The sequence below is a fragment of the Bifidobacterium criceti genome, from assembly GCF_002286935.1.
In the GTDB taxonomy this organism is placed as follows: Bacteria; Actinomycetota; Actinomycetes; order Actinomycetales; family Bifidobacteriaceae; genus Bifidobacterium; species Bifidobacterium criceti.
On record NZ_MVOH01000008.1, the window covers coordinates 120185 to 138757 of the forward strand.

Consider the following 18573-nt stretch of genomic DNA (forward strand, 5'->3'; position numbering starts at 1 on the left):
AGGCCACAACGGTAACGACGTCGGTCAAGAGCCTTGACGAGAACAATTCGATGGAGCGTGGCTTAAGCAACCGGCATGTGCAGTTCATCGCGATAGGCGGCGCGATTGGAACCGGCCTGTTCCTTGGTGCGGGCAAATCGATAAGCCTCACCGGACCGAGCATCGTGCTCGTCTACATATTCGTCGGATTCATGATGTTCATCATGATGCGCGCGATCGGCGAGCTCATGTACCGTGATCCGAGCCAGCATACGTTCATCAATTTCATCCGCACCTACCTCGGCGACGGATGGGGCACGTTCTCACTCTGGTCGTATTGGCTTGTGCTCATCCTCATCGGCATGACCGAGCTCACGGCCGTCGGCCAGTACTGCGTGACGTTCTTCGGGACCTTCGGCATCGATCTGAGCGCGTGGCAATGGCTCATCGAACTCGTGTTCCTCGCCGCGCTCATATGTGTCAATCTCATCGCCGTGAAAGTGTTCGGCGAGGCCGAATTCTGGTTCTCGATGATCAAGATCACGCTCATCCTCGCGATGATCGCGACGGCGGTCGTCATGCTCATCATCGGCTACCGGTACGGCGCGGTCCAAGTGCCCGGCCAGGACCATGTCTCGCCGGCTGGCTCGGTCAGTGTGCGCAACATCACCGACGGGTTCTCGCTCGCGCCGAACGGCTGGGTCTCGTTCCTCATGAGCTTCCAGATGGTGTTCTTCGCGTACGAGATGATCGAATTCGTCGGTGTGACCGTCTCGGAGACGAAGAATCCACGCAAGGTGCTCCCGAAGGCCGTCAACGGCATTCTCGTGCGTGTGCTCATCTTCTATGTGGGCGCGCTCCTCGCGATCATGACGATTGTGCCGTGGCGCAATTTCGCGCCGAACGAGGACGGCTCGTTCACGTCTCCGTTCATCATGGTGTTCGAATACGCCGGTTTGCATTGGGCGGCCGCGCTCGTGTTCTTCGTCGTGCTCACGGCGGCGGCGTCATCGCTCAATTCGCTGCTGTATTCGGCCGGACGTCATCTGTACCAGCTCGCCGAGGCGTCGCCGTCTCCGGCGATGGGTCTGCTCGGCACCGTTTCGAAATCGAAGGTGCCGGCGCGCGCGATCATCGCGTCCGCGCTGCTCATTGTGCTGTCGCCGATCATCGAGCTGTTGCCGCACGTGTCGGGCGCGTTCGTCCTGTTCTCGTCCGCATCGTCCGCCGTCATCATCTTCATCTACATCCTGACGATGGTCGCGCACCACAGGTACCGCCGATCCTCGGTTTTCCTCGAAGACGGTTTCCTCATGCCGTGTTATCGCGTCGCCGATCCGGCCGTCATCGTCTTCTTCGTGTTCATTTACGCGACGTTGTTCATCGGTGCGGACACGCGCGGCCCGGCGATTGCGGGCCTCGTGTGGCTCGTCGTGTTCGGAGGGTACTGCCTGCTGCATGACCGCTACAGCAGCCGCGGACTGCGTGAAGCGTTGCGCTGACGGGGTTTCGGTCACTCCAAGATCATTTGTCTTGCACTGTAAGTAATTTACAGTGCAAGACATTTTTGTATCGATCGATGGAGGTGATGATGGATTACCGATTGGAAGCGGTCCATGAGGTGATGTTCGCGATGTGGGCGTCGCGTTCGCGTGCGACACGATCGTTCGAACGCGGCGCGCAAGGCGAGATGTTCGTGCTGCGCGAGCTCGCGTTCCAAGGTCCGCGCACGCCGTCGCAGCTCGCCGAGGCGATGGGCGCGACGTCCGGGCGCATCTCGACGATCCTGTCGGGCCTGACGAAGAAAGGCTGGATCGTGCGCACGGCCGATCCGCAGGACCGCCGCAGCGTCGTCGTCGCCCTGTCCGACGACGGCAGGCGCGTGGCGCGTGAACACGGCGACGAACTCATCGCACGGCTCGACTGGGTGTTCTCGCAGATGGGTGAACGCCGCACGCGTGACTTCGTGAAGCTGCTCGGCGAATTCATGACCTACCTGTCGATATGCGATCCGGGCGGCCCGCAGCCGACACCTGAACAGGTCGAGGCGGCGTTCGCGCGCAACCGCAGACTCCACGATCAGATGCAGCGGATGGCGCACGACGAAGGCCGCATATGCGCGGACGGCGCGCCGCGTCATCCGACGATGCCCCCAACGCACGCATAAAACCTTACAGCATAAGGAATCAACGATGCTACGAATCATGAAATACCTCTCCAAAACGGAGATAGGACAGCTGCTGCTGTCGCTCATCACAATCGTCGGACAGGTGTACTTCGACCTCGAACTGCCAAGCTACATGTCCGAGATCACACGCCTTGTCGAAACCCCGGGAAGCCAGATGCGCGACATCTGGATCGCCGGTGGCAAGATGTTGCTCGTCTCGTTCGGCTCACTTGTATGCGCCGTCATCACCGGCTACTTCGCCGCACGTGTCGCCGCATCGTTCGGGCAGCGCCTGCGCTCGCTCGAGTTCCGCAAAGTCGAGTCGTTCGGACCGTCCGAGATGCACCGCTTCTCGACGGCGAGCCTCATCACGCGTTCGACGAACGACGTCACGCAGATCCAGATGTTCATCACGATGGGCCTGCAGATGCTCATCAAGGCGCCGATCATGGCCGTGTGGGCCGTCTGCAAGATCGCCGGCGAAGGTTTCGAATGGACGCTCACGACGGGCATCGCCGTCGTTATCCTGCTTGCCACGGTCGCCGTGCTGATGGCCTTCGTCATGCCGAAGTTCAAGGCGATGCAGCGGCTGACCGACGACATCAACCTCGTCGCGCGCGAGAACCTCACCGGCATGCGCGTCGTGCGCGCCTACAACGCGCAGGACTATCAGGAGGAGAAGTTCGAGGATGCGAACGCCGCATTGACGAACACGCAGCTGTTCACGAACCGCGCGATGAGCGTCATGATGCCGTTGATGAGCACGATCATGAACGGGCTTTCGCTCGCGATCTACTGGATCGGCGCCTACCTCATCGAGGACGCTGGTGCGACCGAAAAGCTCACGCTCTTCTCGAACATGATCGTCTTCTCGAGCTACGCCGTGCAGGTCATCATGAGCTTCCTGCTGATGAGCATGGTCTTCGTGCTGTGGCCGCGCGCCGACGTCTCCGCGCACCGCGTCATGGAGGTCATCAACACCGAACCGCTCGTCACATCCGGCACACGCGAGCGCGGCCTGACGGTCGCCGAAGCAAAGCGCGAGGGCGTCATCGACGCGTCCGATGCGGCCGACTACCGTGACGACCTTGAGCTTGCGGGTCGCGTTGAATTTCGCGACGTGAGCTTCATGTATCCGGATTCGCGTGAGGCGATGCTCGAAGACATCAGCTTCACGGCGAACCAAGGCGACACGGTCGCGATCATCGGTTCGACCGGTTCCGGCAAATCGTCGCTCATCAACCTCGTGCCGCGGTTCTACGACGTGAGCGGCGGTGCGGTGCTCGTCGACGGCGTCGACGTGCGCGACTACGACCTGAAAACCCTGCGTGACAAGATCGGCTACGTCCCGCAGCAGTCGTTCCTGTTCAAAGGCACCGTGACGTCGAATGTCAGTTACGGCGACCGTCCGGGCGAATCCGAGGACGTGCCGATGATCGACGCGTCACGTGCGAGCGGCCGCAAAGCGGAACGCGCGATGCTCAAGGCGGATGAGGAGCGCGCGCTCAGCGCACAGGAGGAGAACCGCGTCGAAGAGGCGTGCGACGTCGCGCAGGCGACCGAATTCGTCGAGAAGATGCACGGCGCATTCGACGCGTCGATCGCGCAGGGCGGCACGAATGTGTCCGGCGGCCAACGCCAGCGTCTGTCGATCGCGCGCGCCGTCTACAGGGATCCGGAGATCCTGATCTTCGACGATTCGTTCTCGGCGCTCGATTTCAAGACCGACCGCGTCGTGCGCGACGCACTCAAGGACTATGCGAAGGACGCGACGAAAATCATCGTCGCGCAGCGCGTCGGCACAATCATGGACGCGGACTGCATCCTCGTGCTCGACGACGGACATCTTGTCGGCAAAGGCACGCACCGCGAACTGCTCGAGACATGTGACGTCTACCGTCAGATCGCGCAATCGCAGCTGAGTGAAGAGGAACTCGGCGCGTGACTCATCGACGTCATCGATGAGTTTCATGTGAAACAGACTGTTTGAACGGAAGGAAACAATCATGCCAGGCGGAATGGGACCCCACGGTCCACGCGGCGGCGCGCCCACGCAGAAAGCGGACGACCTCGGCGGCGCGCTCAAGGACCTCATGCACTTCAGCCGCAGATACATACCGGCGATCATCGTCGCGCTCATCCTCGGCGTCGGCGGCACGGTATGCCAGATCATCGGCCCTGATTACCTCGGGGACATGACCGATGAGATCACGAAAGGGCTGCCGGCGCTCATCAACGGCAAACCGGTCCTCGGTTCGATTGATATGGCGGCGGTCACACGCATCGGATGGACGCTCGTCGCGCTCTACGTCGCGTACGCGCTGTGCTCGTATGTGCAAAGCTGGATGATGGCGACCGTCACCCAGCGCACCGCGCAGCGGCTGCGCTCGGCGATCGACATCAAGATGAACAAACTGCCGCTCAAATACTTCGATGAGCACAGCAACGGCGACGTCATGAGCCGTATCACGAACGACGTCGACGCGGTCGGGCAGACGCTCGGACAGTCGCTCGGTTCGCTCATCACGTCGGTCACGTTGTTCTTCGGCGCACTGATCATGATGTTCGCGAACAACTGGCTGCTCGCGTTGTGCGCGATCGCCGCGAGCCTCGTCGGCATGGTACTGATGCTCGTCGTCATGCGCATCTCGCAGCGGTACTTCGTCAAGCAGCAGGAAGCGCTCGGCGACGTCAACGGACACGTCGAGGAAATGTACAGCGGACACCTCGTCGTCAAGGCGTTCGGCGGCGAAGCGGACGCGATCCGCCGCTTCGAACGGTACAACAACGACCTCTATGAATCGGGATGGAAAAGTCAGTTCCTCTCCGGTCTGATGATGCCGATGATGAACCTCGTTGGCAATCTCGGATACGTCGTCGTGTGCGTTGTCGGCGCGTGGCTCGCGATGAGCGGCAGAATCGAATTCGGCGTCATCGTCGCGTTCATGCTCTACATCCGCTTCTTCACGCAGCCGCTCTCGCAATTCGCGCAGGCGTTCCAGAACCTGCAGCGTTGCGCGGCGGGCGCCGAACGTGTGTTCACGTTCCTCGACGAACCCGAACTCGCCGACGAAAGCGACAAGCAACCGCTCCTCGGCATGGGCGACAACGGCGAGATCACACCGGTCGAAGGACGCGTCAGTTTCGAACACGTCAAGTTCGGATACGACGCGGACCGCATGATCATCCACGATTTCTCCGCCGACGTGCAACCGGGGCAGAAGGTTGCGATCGTAGGCCCAACGGGCGCCGGCAAGACGACGATGGTCAATCTGCTGATGAGGTTCTATGAGATCAACGGTGGGAAGATCTCGATCGACGGCATCGACACGAAGGACGTGCCGCGTTGGAACGTGCACGACCAGTTCTCGATGGTCCTCCAGGACACGTGGGTGTTCGAGGGGACGGTACGCGAGAACATCGTGTACGCGAAGGAAGGCGTGAGCGACGAGCAGGTCATCGCGGCGTGCAAGGCCGTCGGACTGCACCGGTACATCATGTCGCTCCCGGACGGCTACGACACCGTACTCGACGAGTCGGCGACGCTCTCGCAAGGCCAGAAGCAGCTGCTGACGATCGCGCGTGCGATGGTGCAGGATTCGCCGATCCTCATCCTCGATGAGGCGACGAGTTCGGTTGATACGCGTACCGAGGAGCTCATCCAGACGGCGATGGACAGACTCACCGAGGGGCGCACGTCATTCGTCATTGCGCATCGTCTCTCGACGATCCGCGACGCCGACATGATCCTCGTCATGAAGGACGGCGACATCGTCGAACGCGGCACACACGACGAACTGCTCGCGCGTGGCGGCTTCTACGCGGACATCTACAACGCGCAGTTCTCGCTCGCGCAGTAGCGCGGCGACATCGGCTCCATACAATGGGAAGGGCATCGACACCCGTAAGGAGGAATGGGCATGTTCATCGATCATGCGGCTGTGTATGTCGAGGACCTCGAACGCGGCGCGCGTTTCTACGAACAGTATTTCGACGGCGTACGCGGCGAACGGTATGAGAATCCACGGACCGGGTTCTCATCGTATTTCATCACGTTCGACGGCGGCAATACGCGCCTCGAAGTCATGCACAACGATGCGGTCGCGCGTCCCGTCGACCGCGGTGCGCGCGGCTACGCGCACGTCGCGTTCAACGTCGGCTCGCGCGAGCGCGTCGACGAACTCACCGCACAGCTCGTCGCGGACGGCTATGAAAAAGTCAGTGGTCCGCGCGTCACCGGCGACGGATACTACGAAAGCTGCATCCTCGACGCGGAAGGCAACACCGTCGAGATCACCGGCTGAGCGCGGCGTTCGCCAGTATCCATGAACAGAACAATGCGTCGGCGTTCCGCGGAACTCCGTGTCCGCAGACGCCGACGCATGTGTGGGTGTGGTCAGCGTTCCGCGTCCTTCGTCGGCAGCAACGTGAGCTTGATCAGCGGAATCGACAGCAACGTCAGATACGCGATCGAATACAGGCAGCCGGCGAGGACATCGCTCGCGTAGTGGACGCCAAGATAGACACGTGTGAACATGACGGTTGGGGGGATGAGCGCGAGCAGCACGATCGCGATCCATTTGACCGCGCGACGCCAATACCGGTAGACGAGGTAGATGAGGAACCCGTAGAACGCCGTCGACGCCATCGCGTGGCCCGACGGGAAACTGAAGCCCTGTTCGGCGATCAGACGGTGCTCGATCGGTGGACGTGGGCGGCCGACGATCCGTTTGATGATTTCGTTGATGAGCGCTTCGGCGGCAAGGTTGACGACAACGGCGGCGCCGATGCGCCAATGGTGCACCGCGCACGATATGACGAGGATGAGCGCGCACAATGCGATGAGCGTCGCGACACCGGACATTTGGGTGAACATGACGATCACAGGGGTGAGCGTGCGCGAAATGATGTGCGCGGACAGGAACGAATAGATCGCGGTGTCCATCGGGAGTGGTCCGTTGTGCGCGAGCAATACCGTGACCGCGAACGCCGTCGCGCCGCAAATCGACAGGACACCGACGATCTGCCATCCGTACTGTCGGAGGAATGATTGGGGAGAGTGGGTCGATGTGATCGATTGGGTTGGTTGTGTTGGTTGGGAATCGTGCATGCGTACCAGCGTAGTGTGCGTGTGGACGCCGATTTGCGCAGTCGTGACGCGGTGAGCATAATGAAGTGCAGTATCGAACAGACGTTCGAATCGAAATCGGTCGGATTCGGATGAAGGAAAGCAGGGAACGACGTGAGTGTGTGGCGCAGCGTACGGAGGTTCTACAGACGGCATCGGACGGCGGTCACGGCGGCGGCGATATTCGCGGTGTCGGCGGGACTCATCGGACGTGTGCCGCTCATGCCCGACGCGGACGCGATGTATACGCCGCTGAGCGGATTGAGTTCGTTCGTATTGTCCCCCGCAGCGGGCGGCGCACTGCTGTACCGGCAGCGTTCGCGTAAGGCGATGTGGTGGTATGCGCTCGCGATCGCGGCGGGCACGACGGCGCCGATGTTGTACGGGTATTTCCACAACATCGTCGGCGATGGGGAATCGTCAATCGGTGGCACGTTGCGCAGCGTATTCGGCACGATCTCGGGGGAGGCGGCGAACATATGGGCGACGGTCGCGTCATGCGCGCCCGCGCTGCTGTTCGTCGGCGGTGCACTCGTCGGCCTGTGTCTCGCGCGTAGGTACGGCAGAAGACGGAGGTGGTGAGGCAAAGAAAAGAAAAGAGGCCCGGCCGAAGGGGAAGAAGCCGGGCCTCTGAGAGAGAGGAAAGAGAAGAAAGAAGGTTTTCGGTTATGTCAACCTTTCGGTTGATGTCTTCATATAACCATCGGTATCTTGAAGCAACGCTAGAGCAATCTGTGAAGTAGCTGAAAATATCTGAGATACCGCAGCGCAGTACGGTGGGGGATGCGTAAGCATACTGCACTGCGGGAATCAGGATTACGCGCGGATCGCTGGCCACAACAGTTCGGTCATATGCGACGCCCACGCCTCGTGCGAATCGCGCGGGTCGCCGAGCGCCTTGCATGCGAGCATCGAACCGAGGACGGTGCGGAACAGGAACGGCATATCCAATCCGCGGCGGTAGGTGCCCGCGTCCACACCTCGGGTGAGGAATGCGCAGAAGCGTTCGCATGCGGGTCGCAATACGCCGTCCGCGAGCGCACGCAGATGGTCGTTGCTCGACGACAATACGACGCCGACGGCCGTCAGCCCGATCCTGTCATCGAAACAGTCGACGATATGGCACAGCACCGTGCGTAATCCGGCGTGTGTGGGTTCGACGTCGTCGAAGTCGAGCGGCAGCACGATCGTCGATGTCAGATGGTGGATGAGGTCCTCGCGGTTCGCGTACCGACGGTAGATCGTCGTCTTCGCGACGCCCGACCTGCGCGCGACCGCTTCGATCGTGACCGCGCCGATGCCTTGCGCGATGATGATATCCAACGCCGCGCGCAGGATCTTCCCGTCGGTCCGCTCGCGGCGCTGTCCGTGCCGTTGTGCACCGCGCATCGGCGCGCCGTCGTCGCCGCGCGGTGCCGTTATGCCGTCGTGTGCCGTCATCGTCCTCTCACACCTTCTCCCACTTGTGTTCGCACCATCCTTGGGCCATATCGCCGTCAGCTGATGAGCTTCGTGCTTTCGACTTTCTTCTCGTACCACACATTGAAGCGGACGAGTCCGCGGCGCAGGACGAAGCCGATGATGAGCAGCGGCACGAGGAAGAGCGCGAGTTTGCCCATCGCGATCCAATAGTCGTTCTGGTAGATGCCGGCGATCGCGCTGCGCAGCGCGGCCGTCGAATACGTGACCGGCAGCCAGGGGCTCACGTCGCTCAGGAAGTGGGGGAGGATCGCGAGCGGATAGGCGGCGTCCGATCCGGAGATCTGCATGACGAGGAACAGGACGGCGATCGCCTTGCCGACGTTGCCGAAGCTCGCGATGAGCGTATACGTGAAGAACGAGAACACGATCGAGCTGAACCATCCGTCGAGCATGAACAGCCACGGGTGCACGGCCTGCACGCGCAGGAACAGCAATGTGCCGGCGAGCGAGAACGTCGACTGCATGAGCCCGATGACGCCGTAGACGAGGTAGTGGCCGAGGAACTGCTGCCACGGTTTCGGATTGCCGAGCGCGAGCAGACGTTTGCGTGAGAGGTTCACTTTGAGCGTGACCGCGGTCAGGATCGCGCCGACCCACAACGGCAGGAACGTGTAGAACGGCGTGAGCGATGTGCCGAAGTTCGCGACCGGGAACAACGCCTTCGTCTTGAGTTCGACGGGTGCGGAGAGCGTCGTCGCAAGCTGTGACGAGTTGCTCGCGAGCACTTGTTTGACGAGTCCCATGTCGCCGGTGTTGAGCGCTTTCGTCAGCTGTCCGTTGAAGTCGGAGAGTTTTTTGCTCGCCGTGTCGAGTTCGCCGGCCGCGTCGTCGAGGAGCGCGCGGACCTTTGTGATCTGCGCTCTCGCCGTGTCCGCGGAGCCGTCGAGGTCGCCGAGCGCGTCCTTGAGTGTCGTGACGCTTGACGTGAGCTGTTCCGCGGCCGTCGTGAACGCCGCGTTCATCTGCTCGAGGTCCGGTTTGATCGATGTGTCGAAATCGGCGGATATGCCGCTGACGGCCGATTTCGCCTGCGCGGCGAGGTCCTTGATCGACTGCCGGTCCTGGTCGTTGACGTTCACATGGTTCGTGATGTCGTCGGCGGCCGCGTTGAGGCGGTCCGCGAGCTGTGTGAGCGTGTCCGCGGCGGCGCCGATGCGGTTGATCGCCGATTGGATGCCCGCACGTACCGCGCCGTTTTGCGGCAGCGACGATGTGTCGAGCAACGCCTGGAGACGGTCGCGCGTCGTCGCGTACGCCTTCGCCTCCGCCGAGACGTTCGACGCCATGTTCTTGATCGCGGCCGCCGACGTGTTCGCCTGGCCGTCGACGCTGTCGAAGAGCGTGTCGACGCTTCCCGCGAGCGAACCCATGCTCGCGGCGCTCGTGTCGAGCGCCTGCTGCAACGCGTCCGTCGATGTGCCGAGCGCGCCGGAAAGGTCAGCGACCGCCTGCTTCGAACCCGACAGGTCGCCGACGGCGCCTTCGATGCCCGACTTCGTCTGCGCGATGAGGTCCTTCGAACTCGACATGAGCGTCTGCGCGGAGCCGGTGAGCTGGCTGTACGAACGCAATGTCGACGCGCTGTCGGCGAGCGCCGACGACAGGTCGCCGACGTTCTTGTTGAAATCGTTCAGACGGTCCTTCGATTCCGGTCTGTCGAGCATGTCGACCATCGACGACGCGACGTTGAGCGCCGTATCCGTGATCGTCTTCGCGAACATCTCGTTGATCGACGCGGCGATCGTGTCCGCACCCTGTCCGGTGACCTTCGGCGCGAGCGCGTTGAGTTTCTCGTTGTCGTAGTAGTCGAGCATCGCATGGTCCGCGTCACTTGAGAAGAACGTCAGCATCGTCTTGCTGAAGTCCTTCGGAATGATGACGGCGGCGTAGTATTTGCCCGACTTCGTACCGTCGATCGCCTCCTGCTTCGTCTTCGTGAAGTCCCAGTCGAGCTGTGTGTTCGCGCGCAATGTGTTGACGACTTCGTCGCCGATGTTGATGCGCAGCGGCAGCATGTCGCCTTTGTACCCCTCATCCTCGTTCGCGATCGCGAACTGGAGGTTCTTCGTGTTCGCGAACGGATCCCAACATGCCGCGACGTTGAACCATGTGAACAGTCCCGGGATGACGGTCAGGCCGATGACGATGATGATCGACGCGATGTTGCTCGTCAGACGCCTGACATCGTCGACGAAGATCGTTCCTACCATCTTCATGCCGAACGCCTCCCTTCGTCGTTGTCGTCGTCGTCATGGTGCGCGTGGTGCGCGTCGTGTTCGCCGTGGTGTGGATGCAGACGCCGCACACCGTGTTCGAGTCGTTCGCGCAGCTCGTGGAGGCCGAGCGTGTCCTCAAGGTCGCTCATATGTTCCTCTTCTTCCTCCTCCTCGGGTTCGTCGGGGTCGCGCAGTGTGCGCGCGGCCTTCGCGTACGTCTTCGCGAACTTCGGCGCCGACGGCATCGTGATGAGCCCACGTTTGAGGACAAGCGCGCGCAACGCGTCCTTGTCGAGCGTGCCGAGTTCGGCTTCGCGACGCAGGCTGTTGCGGATCGATTCGACGACCATGAGGAAGATGATGACGAACAGGATCCAGATGATCCATGTCGCGAGCGCGACGAGTTTCGTGCCGTTCGTGAACGAGAACGTGATGAACAGCACGATCGGTACGACGAAGCCCGCGATGAGCGCGCCGCGCATGAGTTTTGGATACAGGTCCGCGAATTTGCGCGCGCGCGCCTCGACCTGCTTGCGGTAGCCTTCCTGGTTCGCGAGTACGGCGACCGCCTGCCGCAGGCTGTATTGGTGCGTCGGTGTGTAGACGCGTTCGCTGTTGACCATGTCCGATTCGTTCAGCTCGTCGGAGAACAGATGGTTGAAGTTCGACATGAGCGGACGGAGCCCCAGGCCGACCGCGAACGCGAGCGCCATGAACAATACGAGCATGAGCATGTCCTTCGCCCAATGGCCGTCGTAGAAGCCGCCGATCGTCTCACGGAACGCGCCTATCGAATACGTGAACGGGAAGAGCGGGTAGAGCATGCGGTAGAACGCGGGCATCATCTCGATCGGGTACAGGCCGGACGCGCCCGGTATCTGCACCATGATGAGCGCGACGACGAGCGCCTTGCCGACGTGCATGAACGTCGCCGAGAGCGCGTACGCGATCGACACGTAGACGATCGATGTGAACCATGCGGTGAAGACGAACAGCGCCGCGTTCTTCATCTGCACGCCGATGATGATGTCACCGATTGCGCCGACGATGCCCTGCATGCCCGCGACCACGGCGAGCAGCAGCCAACGCGCGAGATATGTCTGCCACATCGTCGGATGGCGGTCGCCAAGTCCCTCGTCGTCCACTTCGAGCTTGATGAGGACCATGAGCATGAACGCGCCGACCCACAGCGCGAGGCTCGTCAGCAGTGGCGCCATCGCGGAACCGTATGTATCGACCGGGTAGAGCGTATGCGTTGTGAGGACGGTCGGCGAGAGCATGAAATTCGCGATGCGCGAGACGTCGATGTCGCCGTCCGTGCCGGTGAGCTGCGCGAGCATGTTCGCGTTGCCGAGCGACTGCAAATCGGTGCTCGTCGTGTCGAGACGTTCGATGAACGTCGTGAGCAGGTCGTCGGTGCTTTTGAGTGACGAATCGGCGTCGGCGCTGATCGCGTCGATCTGGTCGAGGACGAGCTTCGTCTGCGAGGACAGCGACGTCTGTCCGCTGAGCGATCCGGCGAGCGCACCACTCGTGCCGGCGAGCGCGCTCAGGCCGCTGTTGAGTCTGGGGAGTGCGGAGGTGTTGATCGCCGAGCGCGCGTCGCCGAGCGCGCCAACCGTCGTCGTCGACGTCTTCGAGAACTGGTCGATCGTCGAGAGCGCGTTCGTCGCCGCCTGTTGCGTCGATGTGTTGAGCGCCGTGAGCGACGCGAGCGTCTGCGCGGCCTTTGTGTTCTCCTGTTCGAGGAGTGTCACGATCTCGTTGATCTCGTCAGACAGCGGATTGTCGGGGAGGTTCTTGAGGTCGTTGAGGATCTGCGCGGTGTCCTGGTTGACCGAGGTCATGTTGGTGAGCGCCGCGCCCGTCGCGCCGCTCGCCGTGAGCACGCCGTTTGTGACGCGCGTCGCGTCCGAGGACGCGCGCCCCGTCGCCTCAAGCATCAGGTTGCCGCCTTTGTCGAGCTGGTTCGACGCGTTCGTCGCGAACGTATTGATCGACCCCTGTGATGTCGTCAATAGGTCGTTCGCCGTCGTCAGCCCATTGCTCGCGTTCGTCGACGCCGCCGTGACGTCGTCGAGCGCGTCGCGCGCGGCCGCCGTCTTCGATGTCGTCGTCTTGAGCGTCTCCCTGAGTTGTGCGATCGTCTCCCGCGTATCCTCAAGGTTCGCTTTCGTCTTGTTCAGTTGGGCGGTCGTCTTCGCGACCGCCGTGTTCGAATCGTTCTTGATCGTCGTGTTCGTTTTGTTGACGATGCCGCTTATGACGCCGCTCACCGTCGATACGAACGTGCTGTTGATCTGGCGGTCGACCGTCGTCGCGCCGACGCCGGTGATCTTCGGCGCGACCGGGTTCGCTTTCTCGTTGACGTAGTAGTCAATCTGCGGACGTGACGACGGGTCAGTGAGCACATTCGATATGCGGTTGCTGAAATCGGAGGGGATGACGATCGCGGCGTAGCAGTGCGCGGATTCGACGCATGCCATCGCCTTCGCGCGGCTCATGAAATCCCAACCGAGCTGATGGTTCTTCCTGAGTGTCTGTTCGATCTCGTCGCCGAGTTTGAGGTCGCCCATGAGGTCGCTTGTCGCACCTTTGTCCTCGTTCGCGACGGCGACGCGGATGCCGCTCGTGTTGCCGTACGGGTTCCAGAATCCGGTGATGTTGAACCACGCGTACAGCGGTGGGATGAACGTCAGGCCGAAGAGGATGACCCACGCCGTCGGGACGCGCAGCAGCCGCTTGAGGTCGCGGCGGAAAATGAACCATATGTTGCGCATATGCGGCTCGTGCTCCTTCATCCTGCGGTCGGCTGTGTGGTGTGTCGTGCGGTCTGTCGACGGTTTGTCGACGGTACGGTACAGCAACGATAAACGATACGGTGTACGTAGCGCTACGCACATAGTAGCGTTAGTGGTGCCGATGGACGAGTATTGCGGTGCGCGTCGCACGACGCACGTTGCGGGTGCTGATTCCATTGTGCCCTTGCGCGTCGCCGTGCGCTTCCGCTCAAAAAGAACACCGTGGCAGCCGTCTGCGGCGGCGGTGCCGCAGTGTGCAGCTGTCTGCGGCATCGATATAGACGTAGTCGGCGGCAGTGCCGCGGTGTGCAGCTGTCTGCGGCGTACGGATGGACGTCGATGGCGGCGGTGCCGACTGATATGTCCACCAGCAGTCCGGAATATGGACAGTTTTGCGAAAGTTCATCACGAACTATTGTGCGCCTCGTGATTTGCCAATACATTGTGAGTCGACTTACGGCGTGCAGTCGCCATACCACCCACGTGTACGCGTCACATACGCGTCCATGTGCCCACACGAAGGAGACGACCATGACCCAGCAGATGACTACGGCGACGCGATCGAACAGATTCGCCGTCGCCGACCTCATCACGACAGGTGTGTTCACGGCGATATATTTCGTGATCGTCGCCGTCGCCGCACTGTTCTGCAATGTTGTGCTCACGGTCGCCGGCAACATCTTCCTGCCGGCGATCGCCGCGCTGCTCGCGGGACCTGTCTATATGCTGCTCGCCGCGCGCGTGCGCACGTTCGGTCCGATCACGGTCATGGGCGTCGTGCTCGGTCTGTTCCTCGTATGCTCAGGGCATTTTGCGCTGTCACTCGTCACATCGGCCGTGTTCCCGTGCCTCGCCGACCTCATCGCGAAAGCGGGCGCCTACCGCAACACAGCGGCGATGCTCGCGAGCTACGTCGTGTTCTCGTTCGGCTGCCTCGGTCCGATCCTGCCGTTGTGGATGATGAAGGACGCGTATGTGGCAAGCCTTGAGCGCAAAGGGAAGGACGCCGCCTACATCGACCTTGTGTTCAGCCATGTCAACGGTGCGATGTTCGGTGTGACGATCGCCGCCGTCGTCGTATGCGCGCTCATTGGCGGCGCGTTCGGTCTGCGGATGATGACACGTCACTTCGAGAAAGCGGGTGTGCTCGGATGACGCAGACGGTCGAACGGGCCGCCGTCGAGCGCGCGGGGACGACATCCACCGTGGCGCGAACGTTCGTGCAACGCGACGTTGCGGTCGGCGATGCGCGCGTCGCGATCGACCCACGTGTCAAGCTCGCGGGCGTCGCGGTCGCGAACGTACTCATGATCATGCACGTCGCTCCCGTCGTGCAGATGGTCGCGGTCGCGCTGCTCTCGGTGCCGCTGTTCGTCGCGGGCAAGGCGCGCGCCGCCGTGCGCATGCTCGCATGCTACGCGCTGCTGTGCGCGGCGCAATGGCTTGTGCAGATGCACGTCGACGCGCTGCCGTGGTTGCACATCGTGGGACTGACGGCGAACGGCGTCGCGATGATGATGCCATGCCTCGTGGCTGGCGCCGCCGCGTTCACGACGACGCGCGCGGGCGACCTCGTGTGCGCGATGCGGCGCATGCATGTGCCCGACGCGGTCGTGATACCGGTCGTCGTCATCATGCGGTTCTTCCCGACGATCCGCCGCGACTACCGCATGATCCGCCACAGCATGCGGCTGCGCGGGCATGCGGGCAACGGCCTCGCGCTGTTGCGCCGGCCGGTGCGGTCATTCGAATGCATCATCGTGCCGCTGTTGATGAACGCGACGACCGTCGCGAACGACCTCACGCTCGCGGCGCTCACAAAAGGGCTCGGCACATGCGCGCGGCCGACGAGTATGCGCACCGTGCGCATGCGCGCGTCCGATTGGGCGGCGCTCGCCGTGCTCGCCGCACTCGTGTGCGTAGGCGCCGCGTTCGCGTGACGCGGCGCGCGGCGGCGCATGGGGCGCGTCGATTGCCAGACAACCGCTGCCGTGAGCACAACCTACGAATTGACGACGATCTACGACGGCAGTCCACAGACCAATCCACAGACGATGGGGGTACGACGATGACCGAGGAACGCGGGGAACGCGTCGCCGATGCGGCGATGTGCGCGCTGCGCGGATGCACGTTCGAATACGCGGGCGCCGCCGTGCGCGCGTTGCGCGACGTCGACGCGCACGTGCGCCGCGGTGAATTCGTCGTGCTCGCAGGGCGCAGCGGGTGTGGCAAGACAACGGTCACCCGACTGCTCAACGGCCTTGCGCCCGTACACGTCGCGGGTGCGCTCGAAGGCGAGGCGCGCACCGCGGGGCTCGTCGCGGGGCGCGCGGACATCGGCGCATACGCGCGCGTCGTCGGCAGCGTGTTCCAGAATCCAAAAACCCAGTATTTCCAAGCATGTTCGACCGATGAACTCGCGTTCGCGTGCGAGAACGCAGGCGTCACGGGCGACGAGATCCGCGCGCGCATCGCACGCGCCGCGCGCCGCTTCGGCATCGAAGATCTCCTCGACCGTACGATCGCGGAACTCTCGGGCGGCCAACAGCAGCGTCTCGCCGTCGCCGCGGCGACGATGCTCGATCCGGACGTCCTTGTCCTCGACGAACCGACAAGCAACCTCGACGCCGACGCGATGCGCGCGTTGCACGACATGCTCGCGGCGCTCAAACGTGACGGGGTGACGGTCGTCGTCGCCGAACACCGCCTCGCATGGTGCGCCGACCTCGTGGACCGCTATATCGTGCTCGACGACGGCGCGTGCGTCGGCGGCTACGATGCGCAGACGTTCCGTGCGCTGCCCGCACAGCGCCTGCGGCAGTGGGGGTTGCGCGCGCTCGACGTGGGCGGGGCGAGCGCACAAGTGCGCCGGAAGATCGAGGAGACGCGCGCGCGGCGCATGGCGGCCACGGGCGATGCCGATGGTACGCCGGTGCTCAGCGTGCGCGGTTTGCGCGTCGGATACCGCGCACGTTCGCTGTTCGGCTGGAAGCGGACGCCAACGTTCGCGCGCGAAATACCGGACCTCGACTTCCATGCGGGACGCATCGTCGGGCTCGTCGGAAGGAACGGCGCGGGGAAAAGCACCTTCGCGCGCACGATATGCGGATTGCAGCGCGCGCTCGGCGGCACGATCGCCGTCGACGGCCGCACCGCGACACGTGATGAACTGTCGCGCGCGGCCGGCATGGTCATGCAGGACGTGCACTACCAGCTGTTCTCCGACAGCGTGCGCGGCGAACTCATGCTCGACGGCGGCCGAGCACGATGCGACGCGATCCTCGGCGACCTCGGCCTGCTCGACAACGCCGACCGCCATCCGATGAGCCTCTCCGGCGGCGAACGCCAACGGCTCGCGATCGGCACGGCACTCATCGCGAACAAGCGGTTCATCGTGCTCGACGAGCCGACGAGCGGCCTCGACCACGGCAACATGATGCGCGTAGGCGCGTTGCTGCGCGCGCTCGCGGACCGCGGTGTCGCCGTCATCGTCATCACACATGACGACGAGCTCGCCGCACAATGGTGCGACGAGCTCGTCGAATTCACATAAGCGCCGATGGCGCGTTGATGGCGGCTGCGCGGCGGTCGGCGTCTCATCCGCGCGCATCTGCGCGTCGTTCGCATCGTTCATCGTGTTGTGGAAATCGTTGTTGTTCTCATTGGTCGACATGATGTCCCTCTCCTGCATCCGTGCCATCTGTCGTGCACCGCGCGGTGCACGACAGATGATCTGTGCTGATGACATCATCTAACCCGGCGAACGTTGGGCAACGCTTGGCATCGGATTGCAATCGACTTCACAATCGCTGAAAACCTATTGAAAACACGGTTTCTTCACATTTGTGCGTGCGTACGTGGTATGCGGTGGCACCGTCATAGTGTCGCGCGGTGCCGCAATTGTGCGGTCGGACGTCGCTGGCGTGCGCTCAGTGTCGTGCGGTGCCGCAATTGTGCGGTCGGACGTCGCTGGCGTGTGCTGAGCGTCGCGCGGTGCCGCAGATGTGCGGTCGGGCGACGGTGGCGTGCGCTAAGCGTCGTGCGGTGCCGCAGATGTGCGGTCGGGCGACGGTGGCGTGCGCTAAGCGTCGTGCGGTGCCGCGATTGTGGGCATATAGGAACTAAAGTTATTGATTTAGAGTCTGGTTTGCCTTTTCGCCAGTAGGCGTGTCGCCCCGTTGCAGATGCGCACGGGTATCTGCTTGTGTGGTTTCGTGTGCAATGTGTGTCATGAGGACACGTTCGAAGCAAGCGAAGAAATGCCCGGTCTGCCAGTCGCCGATGCGCAAGAACGGGCACGACCGCATGGGCCGGCAGCGTTGGCAGTGCGATGGGTGCAGGCTGACCGCCGGCACCAGGAACAACACCAAACGGCGCCGCACCCAGCTGGCGCAGTTCCTGGACTGGCTGCTCGAGGCCGCGCCCCAACGCAAACGCACGGAGAGCGCGCGCAACTTCCGCAAACGCGTGGACTGGTGCTGGCGGCTCAAGCCGCGCATCGAACCCGACGGTGTGGTGCATCGCACGGTCATGGCCGACGGCACCTACATGAACGGCTGGTGCCTGCTGGCGGCGGTCGACGGCGAGGACGGCGAGGTGCTCGCCTGGCAGTGGTGCGCCCGGGAGAGCACGGCCGCCTACAAGGCGCTGTTCGCACAGCTCGCCCCGCCCGACGTGCTCGTATGCGACGGCATGAAAGGCATCCTCAAAGCCTGCGCGCAAATCTGGCCGGGCACGCGCATCCAACGCTGCCTGGTCCACGTGCAACGCGACACCAGGGCCGATCTGACCTCCAGACCC

Annotated in this window: 14 protein-coding genes; 10 read left to right on the forward strand and 4 right to left on the reverse strand. The window is 62.8% G+C overall.

All coding sequences use genetic code 11. The features are described 5' to 3' along the window. Window positions 1-50: 50 nt before the first annotated feature. The 5 genes from B1526_RS04685 to B1526_RS04705 all read left to right on the forward strand — a co-directional run bounded on the left by B1526_RS04685 (window position 51) and on the right by B1526_RS04705 (window position 6450). Window positions 51-1481, forward strand: coding sequence for an amino acid permease (locus tag B1526_RS04685; RefSeq protein WP_235607041.1), 1431 nt, complete (start codon window positions 51-53; stop codon window positions 1479-1481). An 89-nt stretch (window positions 1482-1570) separates the two neighbouring features. Next, a complete protein-coding gene (locus tag B1526_RS04690; RefSeq protein ID WP_095614920.1) occupies window positions 1571-2146 on the forward strand; it encodes a MarR family winged helix-turn-helix transcriptional regulator in 576 nt (191 codons plus the stop codon). Window positions 2147-2171: 25 nt separating this feature from the next. Continuing rightward, window positions 2172-4091: an ABC transporter ATP-binding protein gene (locus tag B1526_RS04695; protein ID WP_095614921.1), complete on the forward strand. Its 1920-nt coding sequence runs from the start codon at window positions 2172-2174 to the stop codon at window positions 4089-4091. Window positions 4092-4152: 61 nt separating this feature from the next. After that, window positions 4153-6006: an ABC transporter ATP-binding protein gene (locus B1526_RS04700; RefSeq protein ID WP_095614922.1), complete on the forward strand. Its 1854-nt coding sequence runs from the start codon at window positions 4153-4155 to the stop codon at window positions 6004-6006. 60 nt (window positions 6007-6066) lie between these two features. Continuing rightward, window positions 6067-6450, forward strand: coding sequence for a VOC family protein (locus tag B1526_RS04705; protein ID WP_095614946.1), 384 nt, complete (start codon window positions 6067-6069; stop codon window positions 6448-6450). A gap of 92 nt (window positions 6451-6542) precedes the next feature. On the opposite strand, the gene B1526_RS04710 is transcribed toward B1526_RS04705, so the two are convergent. Next, on the reverse strand, window positions 6543-7256 hold the full coding sequence (locus tag B1526_RS04710) for a phosphatase PAP2 family protein (protein WP_095614923.1): 714 nt from the start codon (window positions 7254-7256) through the stop codon (window positions 6543-6545). 132 nt (window positions 7257-7388) lie between these two features. On the opposite strand from B1526_RS04710, the gene B1526_RS04715 reads away from it, so the two are divergent. Continuing rightward, window positions 7389-7856 (forward strand): hypothetical protein, encoded by a 468-nt coding sequence (locus B1526_RS04715; RefSeq protein ID WP_235607037.1) that lies wholly within the window; start codon window positions 7389-7391, stop codon window positions 7854-7856. 234 nt (window positions 7857-8090) lie between these two features. On the opposite strand, the gene B1526_RS04720 is transcribed toward B1526_RS04715, so the two are convergent. The 3 genes from B1526_RS04720 to B1526_RS04730 are packed head-to-tail and all read right to left on the reverse strand — an operon-like array spanning window position 8091 to window position 13752. Further along, entirely contained in the window at window positions 8091-8714 is a 624-nt protein-coding gene (locus tag B1526_RS04720) for a TetR/AcrR family transcriptional regulator (RefSeq protein WP_095614924.1), read from the reverse strand. A 56-nt stretch (window positions 8715-8770) separates the two neighbouring features. Then, complete coding sequence (locus B1526_RS04725) at window positions 8771-10972, reverse strand: YhgE/Pip domain-containing protein (RefSeq protein WP_095614925.1); 2202 nt, start codon at window positions 10970-10972, stop codon at window positions 8771-8773. Further along, window positions 10969-13752 (reverse strand): YhgE/Pip domain-containing protein, encoded by a 2784-nt coding sequence (locus B1526_RS04730; protein ID WP_095614948.1) that lies wholly within the window; start codon window positions 13750-13752, stop codon window positions 10969-10971. Before B1526_RS04730 ends, B1526_RS04725 begins: the two co-directional genes overlap by 4 nt. A 552-nt stretch (window positions 13753-14304) precedes the next feature. Here B1526_RS04730 and B1526_RS04735 point away from each other — a divergent pair. From B1526_RS04735 to B1526_RS04755, 4 genes are all read left to right on the forward strand, one after another. Next, window positions 14305-14928 (forward strand): MptD family putative ECF transporter S component, encoded by a 624-nt coding sequence (locus B1526_RS04735; protein ID WP_095614926.1) that lies wholly within the window; start codon window positions 14305-14307, stop codon window positions 14926-14928. Next, complete coding sequence (locus B1526_RS04740; protein WP_095614927.1) at window positions 14925-15713, forward strand: energy-coupling factor transporter transmembrane component T family protein; 789 nt, start codon at window positions 14925-14927, stop codon at window positions 15711-15713. Before B1526_RS04735 ends, B1526_RS04740 begins: the two co-directional genes overlap by 4 nt. A gap of 128 nt (window positions 15714-15841) precedes the next feature. Then, window positions 15842-17326: an ABC transporter ATP-binding protein gene (locus tag B1526_RS04745; RefSeq protein WP_235607038.1), complete on the forward strand. Its 1485-nt coding sequence runs from the start codon at window positions 15842-15844 to the stop codon at window positions 17324-17326. Window positions 17327-18003: 677 nt separating this feature from the next. Continuing rightward, window positions 18004-18573: IS1/IS1595 family N-terminal zinc-binding domain-containing protein (locus B1526_RS04755; protein ID WP_201260124.1), on the forward strand; the 570-nt coding region annotated here is incomplete at its 3' end.

Bases quoted from the DNA above. Each gene is read 5' to 3' on its own strand.
- B1526_RS04745 (WP_235607038.1), top strand. From the start codon at position 15,842: ATGACCGAGGAACGCGGGGAACGCGTCGCCGATGCGGCGATGTGCGCG.
- B1526_RS04695 (WP_095614921.1), top strand. From the start codon at position 2,172: ATGCTACGAATCATGAAATACCTCTCCAAAACGGAGATAGGACAGCTG.
- B1526_RS04685 (WP_235607041.1), top strand. From the start codon at position 51: ATGGAGCGTGGCTTAAGCAACCGGCATGTGCAGTTCATCGCGATAGGC.
- B1526_RS04720 (WP_095614924.1), bottom strand. From the start codon at position 8,714: ATGACGGCACACGACGGCATAACGGCACCGCGCGGCGACGACGGCGCG.
- B1526_RS04730 (WP_095614948.1), bottom strand. From the start codon at position 13,752: ATGCGCAACATATGGTTCATTTTCCGCCGCGACCTCAAGCGGCTGCTG.
- B1526_RS04700 (WP_095614922.1), top strand. From the start codon at position 4,153: ATGCCAGGCGGAATGGGACCCCACGGTCCACGCGGCGGCGCGCCCACG.
- B1526_RS04735 (WP_095614926.1), top strand. From the start codon at position 14,305: ATGACCCAGCAGATGACTACGGCGACGCGATCGAACAGATTCGCCGTC.
- B1526_RS04725 (WP_095614925.1), bottom strand. From the start codon at position 10,972: ATGAAGATGGTAGGAACGATCTTCGTCGACGATGTCAGGCGTCTGACG.
- B1526_RS04690 (WP_095614920.1), top strand. From the start codon at position 1,571: ATGGATTACCGATTGGAAGCGGTCCATGAGGTGATGTTCGCGATGTGG.
- B1526_RS04740 (WP_095614927.1), top strand. From the start codon at position 14,925: ATGACGCAGACGGTCGAACGGGCCGCCGTCGAGCGCGCGGGGACGACA.
- B1526_RS04705 (WP_095614946.1), top strand. From the start codon at position 6,067: ATGTTCATCGATCATGCGGCTGTGTATGTCGAGGACCTCGAACGCGGC.
- B1526_RS04710 (WP_095614923.1), bottom strand. From the start codon at position 7,256: ATGCACGATTCCCAACCAACACAACCAACCCAATCGATCACATCGACC.